15 protein-coding genes and 1 riboswitch are annotated in these 18,636 nt (G+C 59.6%); of the genes, 6 read left to right on the forward strand and 9 right to left on the reverse strand.

Going from position 1 to position 18,636, the window contains the following annotated elements; all coding sequences use genetic code 11:
* Positions 1-70: 70 nt before the first annotated feature.
* Complete coding sequence (thiC, locus tag PMI01S_RS15885) at positions 71-1,960, reverse strand: phosphomethylpyrimidine synthase ThiC (protein ID WP_084320933.1); 1,890 nt, start codon at positions 1,958-1,960, stop codon at positions 71-73.
* Between the two features lie 168 nt (positions 1,961-2,128).
* A riboswitch (TPP riboswitch) is annotated at positions 2,129-2,234 on the reverse strand.
* A 191-nt stretch (positions 2,235-2,425) separates the two neighbouring features.
* Here thiC and PMI01S_RS15890 point away from each other — a divergent pair.
* Positions 2,426-3,859, forward strand: coding sequence for a TolC family outer membrane protein (locus PMI01S_RS15890; protein WP_084320934.1), 1,434 nt, complete (start codon positions 2,426-2,428; stop codon positions 3,857-3,859).
* A gap of 188 nt (positions 3,860-4,047) precedes the next feature.
* Here PMI01S_RS15890 and waaA read toward each other — a convergent pair whose 3' ends face one another.
* Positions 4,048-5,325, reverse strand: coding sequence for a lipid IV(A) 3-deoxy-D-manno-octulosonic acid transferase (gene waaA / locus PMI01S_RS15895; protein WP_084320935.1), 1,278 nt, complete (start codon positions 5,323-5,325; stop codon positions 4,048-4,050).
* Between the two features lie 11 nt (positions 5,326-5,336).
* On the reverse strand, positions 5,337-6,239 hold the full coding sequence (locus tag PMI01S_RS15900; protein WP_084320999.1) for a LysR family transcriptional regulator: 903 nt from the start codon (positions 6,237-6,239) through the stop codon (positions 5,337-5,339).
* Between the two features lie 102 nt (positions 6,240-6,341).
* Between PMI01S_RS15900 and PMI01S_RS15905 the strand changes: the two genes are divergently transcribed.
* The 4 genes from PMI01S_RS15905 to PMI01S_RS15920 all read left to right on the forward strand — a co-directional run bounded on the left by PMI01S_RS15905 (position 6,342) and on the right by PMI01S_RS15920 (position 9,854).
* Positions 6,342-6,674, forward strand: coding sequence for a DMT family transporter (locus PMI01S_RS15905; RefSeq protein WP_084320936.1), 333 nt, complete (start codon positions 6,342-6,344; stop codon positions 6,672-6,674).
* Between the two features lie 197 nt (positions 6,675-6,871).
* Positions 6,872-8,047, forward strand: a complete 1,176-nt coding sequence (locus tag PMI01S_RS15910; RefSeq protein ID WP_084320937.1) for an NAD(P)/FAD-dependent oxidoreductase — start codon at positions 6,872-6,874, stop codon at positions 8,045-8,047.
* Positions 8,044-8,856 (forward strand): aldo/keto reductase, encoded by an 813-nt coding sequence (locus PMI01S_RS15915; protein ID WP_084320938.1) that lies wholly within the window; start codon positions 8,044-8,046, stop codon positions 8,854-8,856. Before PMI01S_RS15910 ends, PMI01S_RS15915 begins: the two co-directional genes overlap by 4 nt.
* A 32-nt stretch (positions 8,857-8,888) precedes the next feature.
* Positions 8,889-9,854 carry a metal ABC transporter ATPase gene (locus PMI01S_RS15920; RefSeq protein ID WP_084320939.1) on the forward strand — a complete coding sequence of 322 codons (966 nt, stop codon included), beginning with the start codon at positions 8,889-8,891 and terminating at the stop codon, positions 9,852-9,854.
* Between the two features lie 12 nt (positions 9,855-9,866).
* On the opposite strand, the gene PMI01S_RS15925 is transcribed toward PMI01S_RS15920, so the two are convergent.
* The 5 genes from PMI01S_RS15925 to msbA all read right to left on the reverse strand — a co-directional run bounded on the left by PMI01S_RS15925 (position 9,867) and on the right by msbA (position 15,953).
* Positions 9,867-10,673, reverse strand: coding sequence for a hypothetical protein (locus PMI01S_RS15925; protein WP_084320940.1), 807 nt, complete (start codon positions 10,671-10,673; stop codon positions 9,867-9,869).
* A gap of 73 nt (positions 10,674-10,746) precedes the next feature.
* Positions 10,747-11,451 (reverse strand): hypothetical protein, encoded by a 705-nt coding sequence (locus PMI01S_RS15930; protein WP_084320941.1) that lies wholly within the window; start codon positions 11,449-11,451, stop codon positions 10,747-10,749.
* Complete coding sequence (locus PMI01S_RS15935; RefSeq protein ID WP_084320942.1) at positions 11,451-12,425, reverse strand: glycosyltransferase family protein; 975 nt, start codon at positions 12,423-12,425, stop codon at positions 11,451-11,453. Before PMI01S_RS15935 ends, PMI01S_RS15930 begins: the two co-directional genes overlap by 1 nt.
* 127 nt (positions 12,426-12,552) lie before the next feature.
* Positions 12,553-13,974: a bifunctional D-glycero-beta-D-manno-heptose-7-phosphate kinase/D-glycero-beta-D-manno-heptose 1-phosphate adenylyltransferase HldE gene (hldE, locus tag PMI01S_RS15940; RefSeq protein WP_084320943.1), complete on the reverse strand. Its 1,422-nt coding sequence runs from the start codon at positions 13,972-13,974 to the stop codon at positions 12,553-12,555.
* A 176-nt stretch (positions 13,975-14,150) separates the two neighbouring features.
* Complete coding sequence (gene msbA, locus PMI01S_RS15945; protein ID WP_084320944.1) at positions 14,151-15,953, reverse strand: lipid A export permease/ATP-binding protein MsbA; 1,803 nt, start codon at positions 15,951-15,953, stop codon at positions 14,151-14,153.
* Positions 15,954-16,107: 154 nt separating this feature from the next.
* Between msbA and PMI01S_RS15950 the strand changes: the two genes are divergently transcribed.
* Positions 16,108-17,973 carry a bifunctional O-antigen ligase/aminoglycoside phosphotransferase family protein gene (locus PMI01S_RS15950; RefSeq protein WP_084320945.1) on the forward strand — a complete coding sequence of 622 codons (1,866 nt, stop codon included), beginning with the start codon at positions 16,108-16,110 and terminating at the stop codon, positions 17,971-17,973.
* A 39-nt stretch (positions 17,974-18,012) separates the two neighbouring features.
* Here PMI01S_RS15950 and PMI01S_RS15955 read toward each other — a convergent pair whose 3' ends face one another.
* A complete protein-coding gene (locus PMI01S_RS15955) occupies positions 18,013-18,636 on the reverse strand; it encodes a CatB-related O-acetyltransferase (protein ID WP_084320946.1) in 624 nt (207 codons plus the stop codon).

Raw genomic sequence — 18,636 nt, forward strand, 5'->3', positions numbered from 1 at the left:
CACAGATCCAATGCGGGAGCGGGCTTGCTCGCGAAGACGGCAGCACAGGCGCCGTCAATCACAGGTCAGATCAAACCTTCTTGTACAGCTGACTGCCTTCCTGCTTGAACCGCTCGGCCTGTTCCGCCAATCCCTGGGCGACTTCGGCGTCGACGGTGTCGATCCGCTGGTTGGCCGCGTATTCACGGACTTCCTGGGTGATTTTCATCGAGCAGAATTTCGGCCCGCACATGGAGCAGAAATGCGCGACCTTGGCCGAATCCTTCGGCAGGGTTTCATCGTGATACGAACGGGCGGTGTCCGGATCGAGGCCGAGGTTGAACTGGTCTTCCCAGCGGAATTCGAATCGCGCCTTGCTCAAGGCATTGTCACGAATCTGCGCGCCCGGATGTCCCTTCGCCAGATCGGCGGCATGCGCGGCGATCTTGTAGGTGATGATCCCGGTCTTCACGTCATCCTTGTTCGGCAGGCCCAAGTGTTCCTTCGGCGTCACGTAGCAAAGCATGGCGCAACCGAACCAGCCGATCATCGCCGCACCGATGCCGGAGGTGATGTGGTCATAGCCCGGCGCGATGTCGGTGGTCAGCGGGCCGAGGGTGTAGAACGGCGCCTCGTCGCAGCACTCGAGCTGCTTGTCCATGTTCTCTTTGATCAACTGCATCGGCACGTGGCCCGGGCCTTCGATCATGCATTGCACGTCGTGCTTCCAGGCAATCTTGGTCAGCTCGCCGAGGGTTTCCAGCTCACCGAATTGCGCGGCGTCGTTGGCATCGGCAATCGAGCCAGGACGCAGGCCGTCGCCCAGCGAGAAGCTGACGTCGTAGGCCTTCATGATCTCGCAGATGTCTTCGAAATGAGTGTAGAGGAAGTTCTCTTTGTGGTGCGCCAGACACCACTTGGCCATGATCGAGCCGCCGCGGGAAACGATGCCCGTCACGCGTTTGGCGGTCAGCGGCACGTAGCGCAGCAATACGCCGGCGTGGATGGTGAAATAGTCGACGCCCTGCTCGGCCTGTTCGATCAGCGTGTCGCGGAACAGCTCCCAGGTCAGGTCCTCGGCCGCGCCGCCGACTTTTTCCAGTGCCTGATAAATCGGCACGGTACCGATCGGCACCGGCGAGTTGCGGATGATCCACTCGCGGGTTTCGTGAATGTGCTTGCCGGTGGACAGGTCCATGACCGTGTCCGAACCCCAGCGAATGCCCCAGGTCAGTTTGGCCACTTCTTCTTCGATGGACGAACCCAGTGCGCTGTTGCCGATGTTGCCGTTGATCTTCACCAGGAAGTTACGGCCGATGATCATCGGTTCCAGTTCGGTGTGGTTGATGTTGGCCGGAATGATTGCGCGACCGCGGGCGATCTCGTCACGGACGAATTCGGGGGTGATGATTTTCGGCACGCTGGCGCCGAAGCTGTGACCGGCATGTTGCTGATCCAGCAAGCCGGCGGCGCGGGCCACTTCGAGTTTCATGTTTTCGCGGATGGCGACGTATTCCATCTCGGCGGTGATGATGCCTTTGCGCGCGTAGTGCATCTGGCTGACGTTGGCCCCGGCCTTGGCGCGGCGCGGGTTGTTGACGTGAGCGAAACGCAGCTTGTTCAGCTCGGCATCGGCCAAGCGTTCCTGGCCGAAGTTGGAGCTCAGGCCTGGCAGACGCTCGGTGTCGCCACGAGATTCGATCCACGGGGAGCGCACATCGGCCAGGCCTTTGCGTACGTCGATGATGACATTGGGATCGGTGTAAGGACCCGAGGTGTCGTACACCACAACCGGCGCGTTGATCTCGCCGCCGAAGTCGGTCGGGGTCACGTCGAGGCTGATTTCGCGCATCGGCACGAGGATGTCCGGACGAGAGCCCTGGACATAGATTTTTTGCGAGCGGGTAAACGGCTGAACCGACTGTTGATCGACTTGGGCCGAGTCACTCAGGTTCGTAGTGTTTTTTAATTTTATCGTCATCACGGGCTCTCCAGACAGCATCCAGGCAGTGGAATTTTGTCGGAGCGAACCTGTAACGAATGGACGCGACCAATCAGCCATGACAACGCTGTTGGTGCTGTGCTCAGTGCTCGAGGGGTGTTCGATTGTCGAACAACATCCCGGACGAAGCACAAGAGGACTCGCCGGGTGACGAGAAATCTTGTTCCCTACGCAGGCGCTAACCTGATCAGGTTCAACGGGATCCGAAATTATTCGATCTCAGCCTCATAGCAAGGCACCCCGACAAGAACCCGGCCAGTCTAGACACAACTGGCAAAGAACGCCAACACCGCAGTAAACACCATGATGAATGGCGTAATCAGACGATTGTTGCCGCACGTATGCGCAACTACACTCGCAACGGCCATGTCGCGCATTGACGCTACGCGGGCTGCGCCGTACCTTTGGCGCTCAAATTATCAGTGTAATTTTAGGGATCGCCTCATGCTGCGCAAACTCTCACTGGCCGTTGCCGTGTCTTGTGCGTCCAATGGAATGGCCTGGGCAGCAGAAGCGCCCTTATCGACCAAGACCGATCTGGTCAGCGTTTATCAGGAAGCGGTGGACAACAACGCCGACCTGGCCGCTGCCCGCGCCCAATACGGCGCCCAGAAAGAAGTCGTGCCCCAGGCCCGCGCCGGCCTGCTGCCGAATATCTCGGGTGGCGCCCAGGTGGCCAATGTACGCACCGACATCGATCAACCAGCGGCCATTGCCAACCGCAGCGCCAACTCTTACCAGGCAACGCTGGCCCAGCCGCTGTTTCGCGCTGATCGCTGGTTCCAGTATCAGGCCGCCAAGGACGTCAACGAGCAGGCCGCGCTGCAACTCTCCGCGACCGAGCAAAACCTGATTCTGCAAACCGCTGAAAACTACTTCAACGTGCTGCGCAGCCAGGACAACCTGGCCTCGACCAAGGCAGAGGAAGCGGCGTTCAAACGCCAGCTCGATCAATCCAATGAACGCTTCGACGTCGGCCTGTCGGACAAGACCGACGTGCTGCAATCGCAGGCCAGTTACGACACGGCACGGGCCAACCGGATCGTTGCCCAGCGCCAGGTGGATGATGCGTTTGAAGCGTTGATCACCCTGACCAACCGTCAGTACAACTCGATTCAGGGCATCGTCCACACCTTGCCGATCCTGCCGCCGGCGCCGAACGATGCCAAGGCCTGGGTCGACACCGCCGCCAAACAGAACCTGAATCTGCTGGCCAGCAACTACGCGGTCAGCGCCGCTGAAGAAACCCTCAAGCAGCGCAAGGCTGGCCACGCGCCAACGGTGGATGCGGTCGCCAAATATGAGAAAGGCGACAACGACGCCTTTGGTTTCAGCAACCCGAATGCCTTCGGCCAGTCTTATGGCGGCCCTGTCGAGCAGCGCACCCTGGCCTTGCAGCTGAACATCCCGATCTACAGCGGCGGCCTGACCAGCTCCCAGGTTCGCGAGTCGTACTCACGCCTGGACCAGACTGAACAACAGCGTGAAGGCCTGCGCCGGCAAGTGGTGGAAAACACCCGCAACCTGCACCGCGCGGTGAACACCGATGTGGAACAGGTGCAGGCGCGCAAGCAGTCGATCATCTCCAACCAGAGCGCGGTGGAAGCGACCGAAATCGGTTATCAGGTGGGCACGCGCAACATCGTCGATGTACTCGATGCCCAGCGTCAGCTGTACACCTCGGTGCGCAATTACAACAACACCCGCTACGACTACATCCTCGACAACCTGCGCCTGAAGCAGGCCGCCGGCACGTTGAACCCGGGGGATTTGCAGGATCTGAAGCGCTATCTCAAGGCTGACTACAACCCGGACAAGGACTTCTTGCCGCCGGACCTGGCCAAGGCTGCGGCGGAGCAACTAAAAGCCCGCCCTTGACGCAAAACTTGTAGGAGCACGGTTTGCCGGCGATGCCGATTTCAAAGACGCTTTCGCCGGCAAGCCGGGCGCCTACAGGGATTGGATATCGGCACACTAAACCGCTCGACGCGATTCATTGTAGGAGCCGGCTTGCCGGCGATGGCGATTCCGAAGACGCTATCGCCGGCAAGCCGGGCGCCTACAGATTAGCGGTTGAGCAACCGCCCCAACCCATCCAGCAAACGCTGCAACGCGCCCTGATTGGTGCGCATCACTTTCAACCCCGCCTCCGCCATTCGCTGCGCATCGCGCGGCAATTCGAACAATCGCTGCACCGCCAGCGCCAGCCCCTCGGCATCTTCCACTTCCTGCAACGCCCCGGCGCTGCGCAACTGCGCGGCGATCTCGAGGAAGTTGAACAAGTGCGGCCCACTGAGTACCGGTTTCGCCAGAGCGGCGGGCTCCAGCAAATTATGGCCACCGTTCGGCACCAGACTACCGCCGACAAACGCGCTATCAGCCAGGGCGTACAGAAACAGCAACTCGCCCATGGTGTCGCCGAGCAACACTGAAGTCCCTGCGGTCACCGGCTCACCCGTGGAACGTCGCACTGTGGCGAAGCCCTCTTGCTTGCACAACTCGAACACCGAATTGAATCGCTCCGGATGACGCGGCACCAGAATCAGCAACGCATCGGGATGACCGGCAAGCAACTGACGATGCGCCGCCAGCACCACTTCATCTTCACCGTCGTGAGTACTGGCGGCGATCCACACCGGACGCTCCTGAGCCTGCCATTGCCCGCGCAGCTCGGTGGCACGCTGGAGCAGTTGCGGGTCGATGGTCAGGTCGAACTTGATCGAACCGGTCACTTCAACGGTTTCTGCACGGGCACCCAAATCACGGAAGCGCTGGGCCTCGGCTTCGGTCTGCACCGCGAACAGACTCATCTCGGCGAGCATCGGTTGGGTCAGCTTGCCGAAGCGGCCATAGCCTTTGGCCGAACGCTCGGACAGCCGCGCATTGGCCAGCGCCACGGGAATCCCACGTTTGGCGCATTGATGAATATGGTTGGGCCAGAGTTCGGTTTCCATGATCACCGCCAGTGTTGGCTTGACCCGATCCAGAAATCGAGCCGCTGCGCACGGCAAGTCGTAAGGCAAATAACAGTGCTGGATGCGCGGCTCGCTGGCGAACAACGCCTGGATGCGTTCAGACCCAGTCGGCGTCATGCAGGTCACGGTGATCGGCAGCGCCGGATAGCGTTGCAGCAACGCGCGAATCATCGGCGCCGCCGCGATGCTTTCGCCCACGGACACCGCGTGCACCCAGATGCCGCCCGGCTTCATCGCCGGCAGCCCGAGGGAGAAACGCTCGCCGATGCGTTTGGCATACGCCGGCGCCTTGCGCGAGCGCAGCCACAGCCGAATCGCTACCAGTGGCAGCCCCAGGTAAAACAGCGCGGTGTAGAGAGTTCTATTCATGGCGGCGGAGTTTATCGGCTTTTCTCGCCGATCGCCTGCAAGTGCACGGCAAAACGTTCCGCCAGCCAACGGGCTGCCGGGCCAAGGGGCTCGTCGCGGCGCCAGACCAGTTCCACTACCAGCGCCGGCGGTGTCCATTCGCTGACCAGTTCGATCATCTGCCCCTGATACGCCGGATACTGCACCACGTGCCGTGGCAGCCAGGCCCAGCCGAGACCGCGAATCAGCCATTCGGCCATCACATAGAAACTGTCGGCACGCCAGACCTGTGGGCTGGCCGGCTCGCTGCCGGGATAAACACTGGACTGAGTCGACATCAGCAGTTGCCGATGCTGCGCCAGTTGCTGGCAATCGACGTGAGCCTGCGTCGCCAATGGATGCCCGACACCGCACACCGTGACCATTTCGACGCTGCCCAGAACGCGCCGTTCGAGCGCCTCGGGAATCTGATCGTGATAGAACAACAAACCGAGATCGGCCCGGCGCTCCACCAGCTTGCGCGCCACATCGCCCTGGGCTGCGCTGGTCAATTGCACTTCGAGGCTGGGGAATTGCTTGGCAAGTGCTTCGAAGCTTTCGATGATCGGTTGATAGGGCATCGCCTCATCCTGAGCCACGCGCAGACGGGCCTCCTGGCCGCGCATCATGGCCAGCGCCCGACCATTGAGCCGTTCGCATTGACGCAGCACTTCTCGCGCCTCATCCAGCAAGGCATTGCCGGCCTCAGTGAGTTTTGGCTGACGGCCGCTGCTGCGGTCGAACAGGCTCACGCCCAAGTCCTCTTCCAACAGCGCAATCGAACTGCTGACCGCCGATTGCGCCTTGCGCTGGTCCCGCGCCACGGCAGAAAACGATCGCTGCTCGGCGACGCTGACGAACAAACGCAGCTGCTCCAGATTCCATTGAACGTTCATGACCATCCCATCTCCCAAACAGATAGGTAATGACTTTACCGCATCTGGGGAATCACTAGAATGCCGACCTCAGAAAGCAACACTTCACACGAGGATGCACCCATGACCGCTTACTACTACCTGGCCATCGCCATCTGCGCCGAAGTGATCGCGACTGTTTCGATGAAAGCGGTTAAAGGCATCAGTACGCCGCTGCCACTCATTCTGGTGATCGTAGGTTACGGCATCGCCTTCTGGATGCTGACGCTGGTGGTGCGCAGCGTTCCGGTGGGTGTGGCTTACGCGGTGTGGGCCGGCATGGGGATCGTGATGGTCAGCGTTGCGGCGCTGTTTATCTACGGGCAGAAGCTGGATGTGCCGGCGATGCTGGGGATGGCGTTGATTGTGCTGGGCGTCGTGGTGATCCAGCTCTTCTCCAAAACCGCGGGGCACTGAAGCCGAAACACGATTCATTGTGGGAGCGGGCTTGCTCGCGAAGAGGCCGTGTCAGTCGACATCTTTGTGGCCTGACACACCGCTTTCGCGAGCAAGCCCGCTCCCACAGGTTTTGCGTACACCCTGATTGATCCAACAAATCCCCTCTTCTTCGAGTCTGTATACTGCGCCCTCGTCTTGAACACTGAGGTCGCTGCATGCCATCCGTTATTTCCACCGACGTTCTGATTGTCGGCGCTGGTGTCGCCGGCCTCTGGCTGAATGCGCGCCTGCGTCGCCAGGGTTTTTCGACCGTGCTGGTGGAAAACGCCACGCTCGGTGGCGGGCAGAGCGTGAAATCCCAGGGCATCATCCATGGCGGCGCCAAATACGCGCTGCATGGTGCCCTGACCGGCGCTTCGGAAGCCATCGCCGACATGCCGCGTCGCTGGCGTGAAGCCTTGGCCGGCGACGGCGAACTGGACCTGTCCGGTGTGCGTCTGCTGTCCGAGGCCCACTACCTCTGGTCTCCCGGCACGATCGCCGGCAACCTCACCAGTTTCTTCGCCAGCAAAGCCGTGCGTGGTCGCGTCGACCAGGTCAAGGGCGACCAATTGCCGCCGGCCCTGCAGAACAAACGCTTCAAGGGCAAGGTCTATCGCCTGGCGGAACTGGTGATCGACGTGCCGAGCCTGATCCAGCGCCTGGCCGATCTGGCGGGTGATGGCTTGCTCGCCGGTCAGAACATCGAGCCGCTGCTGGACGGTGGCGTTCTGGTGGGCCTGAAGATCGACGGGCGCGAGATCCGCGCCCAGCGCATCGTCCTGAGCGCCGGTGCCGGCACCGCGGCGCTGCTAGAAGCATTGGGCCTGAGCCAGCCTGCCATGCAACGCCGACCGTTGCACATGATCATCGCCAAAGGCCCGAGCCTCAAACCACTGTACGCCCACTGCCTGGGCGGCGGCACTAAACCGCGCATCACGGTCACTACCCATCCGGCCGCCGATGGCCAATGGGTCTGGTACATGGGTGGCGACATTGCCGAAGCCGAAGGGGTTGCCCGCGAGCCCGCCGAGCAAATCGCCACCGCGCAGAAAGAACTCGGCCAGTTGCTGCCATGGATCGACCTGAGCACTGTGCAATGGGCGACCTTGCGCGTGGACCGCGCCGAGCCGCTGCAGTCAGGCCTGACCCGTCCGGACAACGCGTTCCTCGCCGAAGAAGGTCGACTGTTGGTCGGCTGGCCCACCAAACTGGCCTTGGCGCCGGACTTCGCCGATCGCGTCATCAACGCCTTGCAACGTGACGGCATCCAGCCGGGCCATCCGGCGCCGCTACCCGAATTGCCAAAACCGTCGATGGGCGTCCCGGTCTGGGAGCAACTGCTGCCATGAGCCAACCCACCCTGCACGATCTGCATCGCCCATTGGGCAGCACTGGCCTGATGGTTTCACCGCTGGGCCTGGGCACGGTCAAACTCGGTCGCGATCAAGGGGTGAAGTACCCCAATGGCTTCCAGATTCCCGACGATGACGAAGCGCGCATGCTGCTCAAACTTGCCCGCGACCTGGGCATCAACCTGATCGACACCGCGCCGGCCTATGGCCGCAGCGAAGAACGCCTCGGCCCGTTGCTGCGGGGCCAACGTCAGGATTGGGTGATTGTCAGCAAGGTCGGCGAAGAGTTTGCCGACGGTCAGTCCCGCCATGATTTCACTGCCGCGCATACTCGCCTGTCGGTGGAACGCAGCCTGCAACGCCTGGAAACGGATTTCATCGATCTGGTGCTGGTGCATTCCGACGGCAACGACCTGGCGATCCTTAACGACAGCGAGGTCTACGCGACCCTCGCCGCGCTCAAGGCCGAAGGCAAGATTCGCGGCTATGGTTTCTCCGGTAAAACGGTCGAAGGTGGTTTGAAGGCTCTGGAGCAAGGTGATTGCGCGATGGTCACCTACAATCTGAACGAACAGAACGAGAAGCCGGTCATTGACTATGCTGCTGCACACGGCAAAGCCATCCTGGTCAAAAAAGCCCTGGCCAGCGGTCATGTCTGCCTGAGCCCGGGCGTGGACCCGGTGCGCGCCAGCTTCGAGTTGTTGTTTGAACATCCGGGCGTGGCCAGTGCTATTGTCGGGACCATCAATCCGCTGCACCTCGCCCACAACGTCGCGACCGTTGCCCAGGTCCTACGTAGCAACTGATGCCGCCCACGCGGCCTTAAGCAGGAGTCGACATGCCGCGTACGCTCATTAGAAAGAACCCGAGCAACTTCAAGACCCTGCCGTTATTCGTCGAAGCGACTCCCGAAGGCTTGAGCTACCAGAGCGTCGGGATGCCGCTCAATTTTTCCCAGACCCTGCAGCGTCGCCGTCCGGTGATGGTGGCTGACAACGAGCGGTTCGCACTTGAGCTGGCCAACCTCGGGGTCTCGGTGCGCCTGACCCTGCATTGGCAGAATCGCGACTACTGGGTGCTGGTACGCCAGCGTCGGCAGGACCGTGGCGACGTGGTGCTCAAACTGATTTCCGGATACGTGCCGGCCCACGAGCTGAACCTGCCGCTGCACACGGCAATTCAGGAAATTGCCGAAGAGTGCCTGCTGGAAACCCCGGAAGGCTGGCTCGGCGGACGTTTCAACGACACTTGGCTGCCAGCACCCTACTCGTCTGCGCTGCACTATCGCGAGGCCTTGCCGTTTCGCCTCACCCCTTTTTCCGGCTCGGCGCGGCCGGTGCGTTGCGCCAACATGCAACTGATCGAGCGTCCGCGGGCTTACGTGCATTTGCCGACAGCGTCGCTGCAATTGATCTATGACTTGCGCCTGGACGTGCCCAAGGAAGCCAAGTCCCTGAGTCTGTTTCATGTCGACGAACGACTGGAAGGTGACCAACTGGTGGCCCGCCTGGACCGCAAGCGGCCGGACCTGTACTTGATGCCTCTGGAAGAGGGCGTCCCGCGCCCCGAGTTGTACACACTCAAGCGCGACAAACTTCTACCCGCCAGCACCCGTGGACTTTATCTGGCGGAGAGCTTTGCTATCCAGGAAGGCTGGACTGTCCGCGAGGAACGCATTCGCTGGAAGGACTGGGTTGCACAACAAGGGCTGCAAGCACCGAAAGCCCCGCGACGGGGACTGAAGAAACTGAGCGTCAAGGCCCTGCGCCTGGTTCGGTTGGTCAGTGGAAGTTTGCGCAAATAAGCCAGGAGCGACCTAACCGGCTCGTTGCTTGTCCATCAAGGTGCGCAACTGCGCAAAAAAATGGAAATAGCGATTCTCGCGCTTGCCCATGCCGCGCTTGGGTGAGAACGACTCTTCGGCAAAGGCTCCGTTGATACGAACACGCGAAGCCTTGGTGTCCAGAGTGCAGATTTTCGCCCCGGCCTGTTGCAGTGAGAATTTGAGCAGCCGCTCGGAGTGCAACTTCCTTCCCGTCGCTTTACTGAAGTCAAAAATGCGCTCGATCCTTTTGCCGTACGCGACGTATGTGTCACGACCACAAATGGCAAAACGATCATTCAACCCGCCCCACCACTGCCAGTCGGGAATGTAGGTAATCAGCCGTCGGGCTTCGGCACGCTTGAATACATACGCGGGAAGCGGTGAGTGAAAGCAAATGTCCGGCCGCACGAAGACGACGAAATCGGGATTGAACGACTCCATCATGGTCGTGACGGTGTGCAGCGAATTGAGTTGATAGATCAGGTTTCTGAGTGAGGCGTAATCATCAGCCCAGGTATCGCCCAGCGCTTTGACTTGTTCAAAGTTCCAGCGCTCCAGTACACCCTCGGTCGAAGTCAGTCGACCGGTCATGGTTTCGAAGGGCTCGTAGTTGTTAGCCTTCAACTCACCTTGTTCGCCCGAGCGCGAGTTCTGCACTTCGTCGATTTTATACAGGTGGTAAAAGCACTTCACGTTGCTGTCGGACGGAAGCAGCGCCAGAACGTTTTCTTGAATGGAAGGAAAGCAGATCTGCGAATTTCTCGGGATACCAAAAAAAGCCACCGCAATATTCAACACTCGACAGCACCCCTTGAAAAATAATCGGGCTCATCTTGCGGCGCCCCGCTGGCAACCGGCGACAAGTCAACATTCACTTGTGTCGAAACAACTTCTGCCACCAGCGGCGACGCCGCAGAGGTATCACGATGACGTCTGATTTATGCAACCAGTCCCGCTCATAATCCCAGGCATGTCCGCTCCAGCGTTTACCCGCCTCGTTGGAGAAACCCAGTGTCAGCAGTTGGTAGTCATATCCTGCTTGTCCACGCAGCCAGTCAAACAACACCAGCGCATTGAAACCGGTGGAAGGTCCGACATAGCGTTTACCGTCTGGCCGATCGACCGGGTAGTTCCACAATGCCGGCAACGGAATACGCTCCCAGTAGAGCGCCACCTCTGGCAAGGGGCACATGGCCCCGGTGCATCCCACCAGCATCGTGAAACACCGCGCGCCACTCTGTCTGGAAAGTCGCTGCACTTCAGGCCCGTAGGGAAGGCCAAAGAAGTAGGCGTCCGGCGAATTGAAACCATGTACGAAAAGATTAACGCTTTGTGGGGAAAGCAGCGTCGCCAGCACACAGTTGTTGAAGCTGACGACGACATCATCGGTGCCGATATTCAGCGCCTGGAAATCGTCCCGGGTAATGGCTGGATTATTGGCAACCAGCAGCACCCGGGGCGCCCTGCGCAGGCACTCCTTCAGCGCCTGCGGCAGCCCGTCAGAAACAGACTGATGACCACCGGGCAGTGCGTCCAGCGCCATTGGCTCATGGGCTTGAGTCGGTTGGTTTTCCATTATTCTGGAACCTGCATACCGTAACGCAGCTTTACCCACAGGCGAGTGAATACTGAAGGCGGCTGCCAGGGACGCATTTCACGCTGAATCTCGGCAGCGAGTGTGCGCCCCACACGAGCAAAGGAATACTGGCTCTCGGCGAACGCCTGGCCGTTACTGGCAATGCGAGCGGTCAGCAACGGATCACTCTGCAACAGCTGGAGTTTTTCCACGGCCTCATCTTCAGAGCGATAGAAAACCGTATTGTGCATATCACGGAAGCCCAGCAATTGGTCTTCTTCACCCTGACTCCAGGCCAGCAATACACAGCCGCACGCCATCGCTTCAAAGTTCTTGATCATGAATTCATTCATGCCGATATCGGCACTCACAAAAATCTTGATGCGATTGAGCATTTCGAGATATTCGGCGCCCGACTTGGTGCGGCCCACCAACATGCCGGTACGCTGGGAAAGGGACTCAAGTAGCGCCCTGCGCTGCGCGTATTCAGTACTTTTCAGACTGCCCAGAAAAGCCACCGGAATGTCCCGGACACTGTTGGTGTTATGCAGCATTTGTTCGTCATATCCCTTCGAGACGAACACTGCATCAATGTTTTCCGCCTGCATCCGACGCGCAACGACAGCCCCGGAAACCAGCGCGCGCGAGCTTGGAAGACGACTGTATAGACGCGAGTAAACCCGCAGGTATTTACTCTCGGGCATGTAATTTTGATAAGCGTCATGCTCGAGAAACACCAGGCCCGGAATACATTTCAGAACCCTTAGTTGAGGGACGAGGCGTTTGACCCTGGAGAAAATCACGACCCTATCAAAGTTCTGGTAATTGACGGAGGCGAGAAATGGACCCAACTTCATTTGCTGCTTTTTGCTCAGGCGATAAACGACACACTCGTCGCAGTTCTGCTGCACGATTTCATACAATCGATCCAGAATCACACGTTGCTCGTCCATCACCAGGAGCATGACTTTCATAGATCATTTACCACGAGACAAAGCAGGCAAGCGCATCGGGTCATACCCGCCAAAATCCTCGGGAACGGTTATATCCTCACGATAAAACCCGCTCATACGCAGTATGAAACGGGAATCACTAATTTCATCAATGGCTGCGGATCTTCTCGACAATCGCTGTTGTCGAGCTGTTTTCCACCAGCCCCAGCACTTTCACGGTACCGCCGTAGGCTGTCACGATATCGGCACCGACCACTTGATCGATCCCGTAATCGCCCCCCTTCACCAGCACATCCGGCTTGACCTCGCGCAGCAGGTTTTCAGGAGTGCCTTCAGGGAAGCTGATCACCCAATCCACAGCACCCAGGCCTGCCAGCACAGCCATGCGACGGTCAACGCTGTTGATCGGACGCCCCGGCCCTTTCAGGCGGCTTACCGATGCATCGTCGTTGACCGCGACGATCAAACGATCCCCCTGGGCCCGTGCCTGCTCGAGGTAGGTCACATGACCCGCATGCAGGATGTCGAAACAACCGTTAGTGAAGACGATCTTCTCTTTGTGTGCACGCGCATCGTCAACCGCCAGCAGCAACTGCTCCAGGCCCAACACACCGCGTTCGGAGCCTTCCTCACGCTGAATGGCACGCCTCAACTCCGGAGCGCTGATGGCCGCCGTACCGAGCTTGCCGACCACGATACCCGCCGCCAGGTTGGCCAACGCCACCGCGTGGGGCAACTCTTCGCCAGCCGCGATCGCAGCCGCCAGGGTGGAAATTACCGTGTCGCCGGCGCCGGTCACGTCGAACACTTCCCGCGCACGGGCGGGCAAGTGCAATGCAGGATGATCCGGGCGCAACAGGGTCATACCGTGTTCGCCACGGGTCACCAGCAACGCGCCGAGGTCAAGATCGTGCATCAACTGCGCGCCCTTGCTCACCAGCTCGTGCTCATCGGCACAACCGCCGACGATCGTTTCGAATTCGCTGAGGTTCGGGGTAATCAGGCTCGCTCCCCGGTAGATCGAGAAATCCTTGCCCTTGGGATCGGCCAGCACCGGAATGCCACGGGCACGGGCGGCCTGGATCAGTACCTGATGATTTTTCAGCGCGCCTTTGCCGTAGTCGGAGAGCACCAGCACCTTGATGCCTTCAAGCAACTCGTCAACTTGCTCACCCAGCGCCAGGGCGTCGGTGGCAAAGGGTTCTTCGAAGTCGATACGCAGCAACTGCTGGTGACGACTCATGACCCGCAACTTGACGATGGTCGGCTGGTGCGCAATGCGCTGAAACAATGCGCGCACACCTGCGCCCTGGAGACTATTGGCCAGGCTGTCGGCAGCTTCGTCGTCGCCGGTCACACCGACCAGCGAGGCCGGCGCACCGAGGGCGGCAATGTTCAGGGCAACGTTAGCGGCACCGCCCGGGCGGTCCTCGATTTGCTCGACCTTGACCACCGGTACCGGCGCCTCAGGGGAAATCCGTGAGGTACCGCCATGCCAGTAGCGGTCGAGCATGACATCGCCGACCACCAATACAGGGGCTTGATCGAATCGCGGCATGGACAACTTCATGGAGCAACCCACATACAAAATGAACAAGGGCGGGATATTAGCACAGGGTTGGCGCAGGGCTTGCGCATGGCATGAACGAGGGTGCCAAAAGCAAAAAAATCGCAGCCTGTGCAAATTCGAAAACTTCAGACTGCGACTTTTTTCAGTCGTTCATGTGAAATGAACGTCGACAGGGATCAGGCGATATCTTCAGCCGGGGCATCAAGGCCCATGGCGTTCAGGCGGGCGTAATAGCCGTTTTGCGCCAGAAGCTCGGCATGCGTGCCGCGCTCGACGATACGCCCCTGATCCATGACCAGAATCAGGTCGGCCTTCTCGATAGTCGACAGACGGTGAGCAATCACCAGGGTTGTCCGGCCTTTCATCACCTGATCCAGAGCTGCCTGGATATGCCGCTCCGATTCGGTGTCGAGGGCCGAGGTGGCTTCGTCGAGAATCAGCAAAGGCGCATTCTTCAACAGCGCGCGGGCAATCGCCAGACGCTGACGCTGGCCACCGGACAGCAATACGCCGTTCTCGCCGACCTGAGTGTCCAGGCCCTCGGGCAGTTGTGCGATAAAGTCCATCGCATAAGCGTCTTTCGCCGCTTTTTCGATGTCTTCACGGGGCGCCCCGGCCAGATCGCCGTACGCAATGTTGTTGGCCACGGTATCGCTGAACAACGTCACGTGCTGGGTGACTTGGGCGATGTGCTTGCGCAGGTTCAGCAGTTTGTACTGTTCCACCTCGACGCCATCGATCAGGATCTCGCCCTTGTCGTGGTGATAGAAGCGCGGAATCAGGTTGGCCAGGGTCGACTTGCCACTGCCCGAACGCCCCACCAGCGCCACCATTTGCCCGGGTTCGACCGAGAAACTGATGTCGTCGAGTACCAGGCGCTCGGTGCCAGGGTAGGTGAAACTCAGATGCCGCACATCCAGGCGCCCGGTCACGGCATCGCGCTCGACGGTTCCGGTATCGACTTCCGGCTCAACGTCCAGTTGCTCGAAAATACTTTCGGCACCCGCCACGCCTTTTTGGATGGTCGAGCTGACTTCGGACAATTGACGGATCGGCTTGGGCAACAGGCCTGCCAGAGTGATGTAAGCCACCATGTCACCGGCGGACGCATCGCCACGCAGGAAAAGCACCAGGAACATCAGCACGGCCATGGCGCTGTAGATCACCAACTGCAGCAACGGCGTATAGATAGCGCCGGTACGGGTCATGCGCAATTGCTTGTCGGTGTTGCCCTGGCTGGCATTGAAGAAGCGCTTCTCTTCGTAGACTTCGCCACCGAAGCTGCGCACCACGCGATAGCCCTGGATGGTTTCCGACGCCACATGCGTCACGTCGCCCATGGCCGCCTGGATTTTCTTGCTCTGCTTGCGGAATTTCTTGCTCGCGGTACGGACCATCAAGGCGATCAGCGGCAGGATCGCGACCATGACCAGGGTCAGGCGCCAGTTCATGAACAGCAGCGAGGCGAACAGGAAGATGACTGTCATGCCTTCACGGATTACGACCTTGATCGCATCTGTGGCCGCCCCCGTGACCATGGTCACGTTAAAGGTGATACGGGAAATCAGGTGACCGGAGTTATGCTTGTCGAAATAGCGGTTGGGCAGAACCAGCAGGTTATTGAACAGCTGTACTCGCAGGTCGTGGACCAGCCCGAGAGAAACCTTGGCCAGGAAGTAGTTGCCCAGATAAGATCCCAACCCCTGCCAGGCAGCGATCAGGATGATCAGCAACGGCACGGCTTGCAGCAGTTGCAGGTCTCGCAGATAGGGGACGCTGGGAAACAGCACCGCCTCGGGATTGGACAGGCCATCGACGAAGTACTTGAGGATGTAGCCGAGCATTGGCTGCGTCGAAGCGAAAATCAGAAAACCGACGATGCTGATCAGGAACAGGCTGATGTACGGCCGGACATAACCGAGCAGGCGGAAGTAGATTTTCAAGCTCGAGGGGCTTGCGGAGAGACTGGAGTCGGTCATATCACGCGAATGTCGATAAAAAGGACGCTGACTTTAGCACAGCTTCCTCAGGGTTCTGGCAATCGCATAAAGGCTGTTATTGTTAGACGACGCAAACGGTATCATATAGCCATCACCGGAATGGCCGATCAACTTCAGGATTGAATTTCTCAGCATGCAACTCAGTGGTTTCAACAGTACGTCCAATCGAGTCTTCGATTTCATTTGCCTGTGGATGCTTCCACTCGGCTATCTTTTGCTTCTGTGCTCGCTGTTCTTCCTGCCGGACCGTAGCCTGCTTCACAAGCTCTACTACGGTTTGTTCAGCATTCCAGCGCTGATAGCGCTTTGCTTGCGTCCGCGCGAACTCAAAGAGTTGCTGCGCGAGCCGATCTTCATTGCGGTGCTGCTGTTTGCCGGGTGGGCGCTCTTGAGTCTGAGCTGGAGCCCGGGCGATGAAGGATTTTCCGGCAAGTTCAAGCCACCGCTCCACACGCTGATGCTGTTTGTCGGGTGCTACCTGTTGGTGCGCTACCGCAGTGAAGTCGTCCAGCCCCTGCTGTTCAGCGCCGCGATAGTCGGGCTGATCGCGTCGATCTACAACCTGTACACGTTTGCCCACGTCTATGAGCCGGGCCGGCGCCTGATTGGTGGCGGCGCGTTCGACAATCCCTTGTTGAGCTCGCACTTGTTCGGTTTCTTCTGCGCCTATTGGCTGAGCCTGAGCATGACCTGCAAGCGCCCGCAGATACTCTGGTTGAGCATTCCGGCAATGGCGATCATGTTCATTGCCGTGATCGCCACCGGCTCCCGGACACCGCTGGTTGCCCTGACGCTGGCAGCGCTGTGGCTGGGCTTCATCTGCTGGAACCGTCGGTCCATCGTTTTGCTGGGCATCATGCTCGTCGGCGGAGCGTCTGTGATTGCGCTTTTCTCGAACATGATTTTCGGACGAGGCGATTCCTATCGTTTCGAAATCTGGAAGATGGTCCTGCAAAAAATCGCCGAACACCCCTGGATCGGCCATGGCTATGACGCCAGCCTGAACGTCGATCCTGGCGTGGGCTACACGCTGGCAGAACCCCACAGTTTCGCCCTGGGCGTTCTCTACTATGTCGGTATTTTCGGTTTTATCCCGTGGCTGTTCTTCCAGGCCTGGAGCCTGCTGAGCAGCTGGCGCCATCGAGTGCAACCGCTGTTCATCATCGCCTCGACCTGGCTGGTGTTCGGTATCGGTGCGGGCCTGACCGAAGGCGGCGGGATCATTTCACGCCCCAAGGAACACTGGTTCCTGCTTTGGATTCCCCTGGCACTGATCGCCGCGTTGAGTATCAACCAGCGCGCTGGCCGCCTGCTGGCCATGCCGATCAAGCAACTGGCGCAAGCAGCCCTGGAAAAACTGACGGCCAACGCCCAGGTGATCGAGGAAGATGGTCTGGGCCCCAAGGTCCTGCGCCTGGTCGATGGCAGTTTCCTCAAGCTGTTCCGTCGTCGCCGCTGGTACACCTCGGGCAGCTTCGATCCGTATTCCGAACGCTTTGCCATCAACAGCGAGCGGCTGCGCCGAATGGGCATCCCGACGCCGCAGATCCTGGCTCTGTACCGCCTCAAGGACGGCAGCAGCGCCGTGCACTACACGCCTCTGCCGGGCAATACCCTGCGCCAGGTCCTGCAAGCGATCACGGCTCCGGACGTGCGACAGGCGCTGGTCGAGCGATTCGGCAAATTCATGGCGCAACTGCACGAGCAGGGGGTGTATTTCCGGTCTCTGCATCTGGGTAACGTGCTGGTGCTGGAGGACGGCGAGTTCGGCCTTATCGACGTAGCGGACCTGCGCCTTTACCCTTCGTCACTGAGCCTGTCCCTGCGTCAGCGCAACCTGCGCCATATGCAGCGCTACACCGTCGATCATCGCTGGTTGTTCGAAGATCATTTTCAGGCGCTGCTTCAGGGTTACGCCGTGACGGCATCGAAATCCGCGGTGGATAACCTGCACAGGCAAGTACTGGCAGCCAATCAGCCCGAGCGGGCTCATGTATGACCGAAACCCTCGCCCGCTCGGCTCGTCAAACTTGAACGATCAGACGGGCGTACGCTGACGCACGTAGGCAAGGAAGCCTTCGATGTCATCGCTGCAGAGTTTGTCACCCAGACTGTGCAACTCGGCTTGCGGCCAGTTCCACCAGGCACTCTGAAGCAGCAGCAGACGCTGCTCCTCAGGGAAGCGCCAACGCAGGAAACGCGCCGGATTGCCACCGACGACCGCGTAGGGCTCGACATCGCGAGTCACCAACGCACCCGCGGCAACGATTGCACCATCCCCCACCGTCACACCTGAAAGTATCGTGCTGTTGGAGCACAGCCACACATCGTTGCCGATGTTCACATCGCCGTGGGTGCCGCTGTAACCGCTGATATGGGCGGCCTGTGCAACCATTACCGGAAACGGGAACGTGGTGACCCAATCGGCACGATGGTGGCCACCGAGAAAAATCTGCACGCCTTCAGCAATCGAGCAATACGCACCAATGCTCAGCGTCGAGCCTTCCTTCCAGTCATGGACCTGTGGCAAGCCATAGCTGCCACGGCCAAAGGCGTAGTCCGGATATTGCGCCTTGAAACGCGCCATGCCCCGCTCAAACTTCGGTAGCTTTCTGATCGCTCGTTTTGCGCGTTTTTCCCGATAGCGTTGAATCCAGCCCAT

Origin of the sequence: Pseudomonas migulae NBRC 103157 (genome assembly GCF_002091715.1) — a bacterium.
Taxonomy (GTDB): domain Bacteria; phylum Pseudomonadota; class Gammaproteobacteria; order Pseudomonadales; family Pseudomonadaceae; genus Aquipseudomonas; species Aquipseudomonas migulae_A.

What these genes read in the sequence shown, in the direction of transcription:
- PMI01S_RS15935 (WP_084320942.1), bottom strand. Translation starts at nt 12,425, where the DNA reads ATGAAAGTCATGCTCCTGGTGATGGACGAGCAACGTGTGATTCTGGAT.
- PMI01S_RS15950 (WP_084320945.1), top strand. Translation starts at nt 16,108, where the DNA reads ATGCAACTCAGTGGTTTCAACAGTACGTCCAATCGAGTCTTCGATTTC.
- PMI01S_RS15910 (WP_084320937.1), top strand. Translation starts at nt 6,872, where the DNA reads ATGCCATCCGTTATTTCCACCGACGTTCTGATTGTCGGCGCTGGTGTC.
- hldE (WP_084320943.1), bottom strand. Translation starts at nt 13,974, where the DNA reads ATGAAGTTGTCCATGCCGCGATTCGATCAAGCCCCTGTATTGGTGGTC.
- PMI01S_RS15955 (WP_084320946.1), bottom strand. Translation starts at nt 18,636, where the DNA reads ATGGGCTGGATTCAACGCTATCGGGAAAAACGCGCAAAACGAGCGATC.
- PMI01S_RS15905 (WP_084320936.1), top strand. Translation starts at nt 6,342, where the DNA reads ATGACCGCTTACTACTACCTGGCCATCGCCATCTGCGCCGAAGTGATC.
- waaA (WP_084320935.1), bottom strand. Translation starts at nt 5,325, where the DNA reads ATGAATAGAACTCTCTACACCGCGCTGTTTTACCTGGGGCTGCCACTG.
- PMI01S_RS15920 (WP_084320939.1), top strand. Translation starts at nt 8,889, where the DNA reads ATGCCGCGTACGCTCATTAGAAAGAACCCGAGCAACTTCAAGACCCTG.
- thiC (WP_084320933.1), bottom strand. Translation starts at nt 1,960, where the DNA reads ATGACGATAAAATTAAAAAACACTACGAACCTGAGTGACTCGGCCCAA.
- msbA (WP_084320944.1), bottom strand. Translation starts at nt 15,953, where the DNA reads ATGACCGACTCCAGTCTCTCCGCAAGCCCCTCGAGCTTGAAAATCTAC.
- PMI01S_RS15890 (WP_084320934.1), top strand. Translation starts at nt 2,426, where the DNA reads ATGCTGCGCAAACTCTCACTGGCCGTTGCCGTGTCTTGTGCGTCCAAT.
- PMI01S_RS15900 (WP_084320999.1), bottom strand. Translation starts at nt 6,239, where the DNA reads ATGAACGTTCAATGGAATCTGGAGCAGCTGCGTTTGTTCGTCAGCGTC.
- PMI01S_RS15930 (WP_084320941.1), bottom strand. Translation starts at nt 11,451, where the DNA reads ATGGAAAACCAACCGACTCAAGCCCATGAGCCAATGGCGCTGGACGCA.
- PMI01S_RS15915 (WP_084320938.1), top strand. Translation starts at nt 8,044, where the DNA reads ATGAGCCAACCCACCCTGCACGATCTGCATCGCCCATTGGGCAGCACT.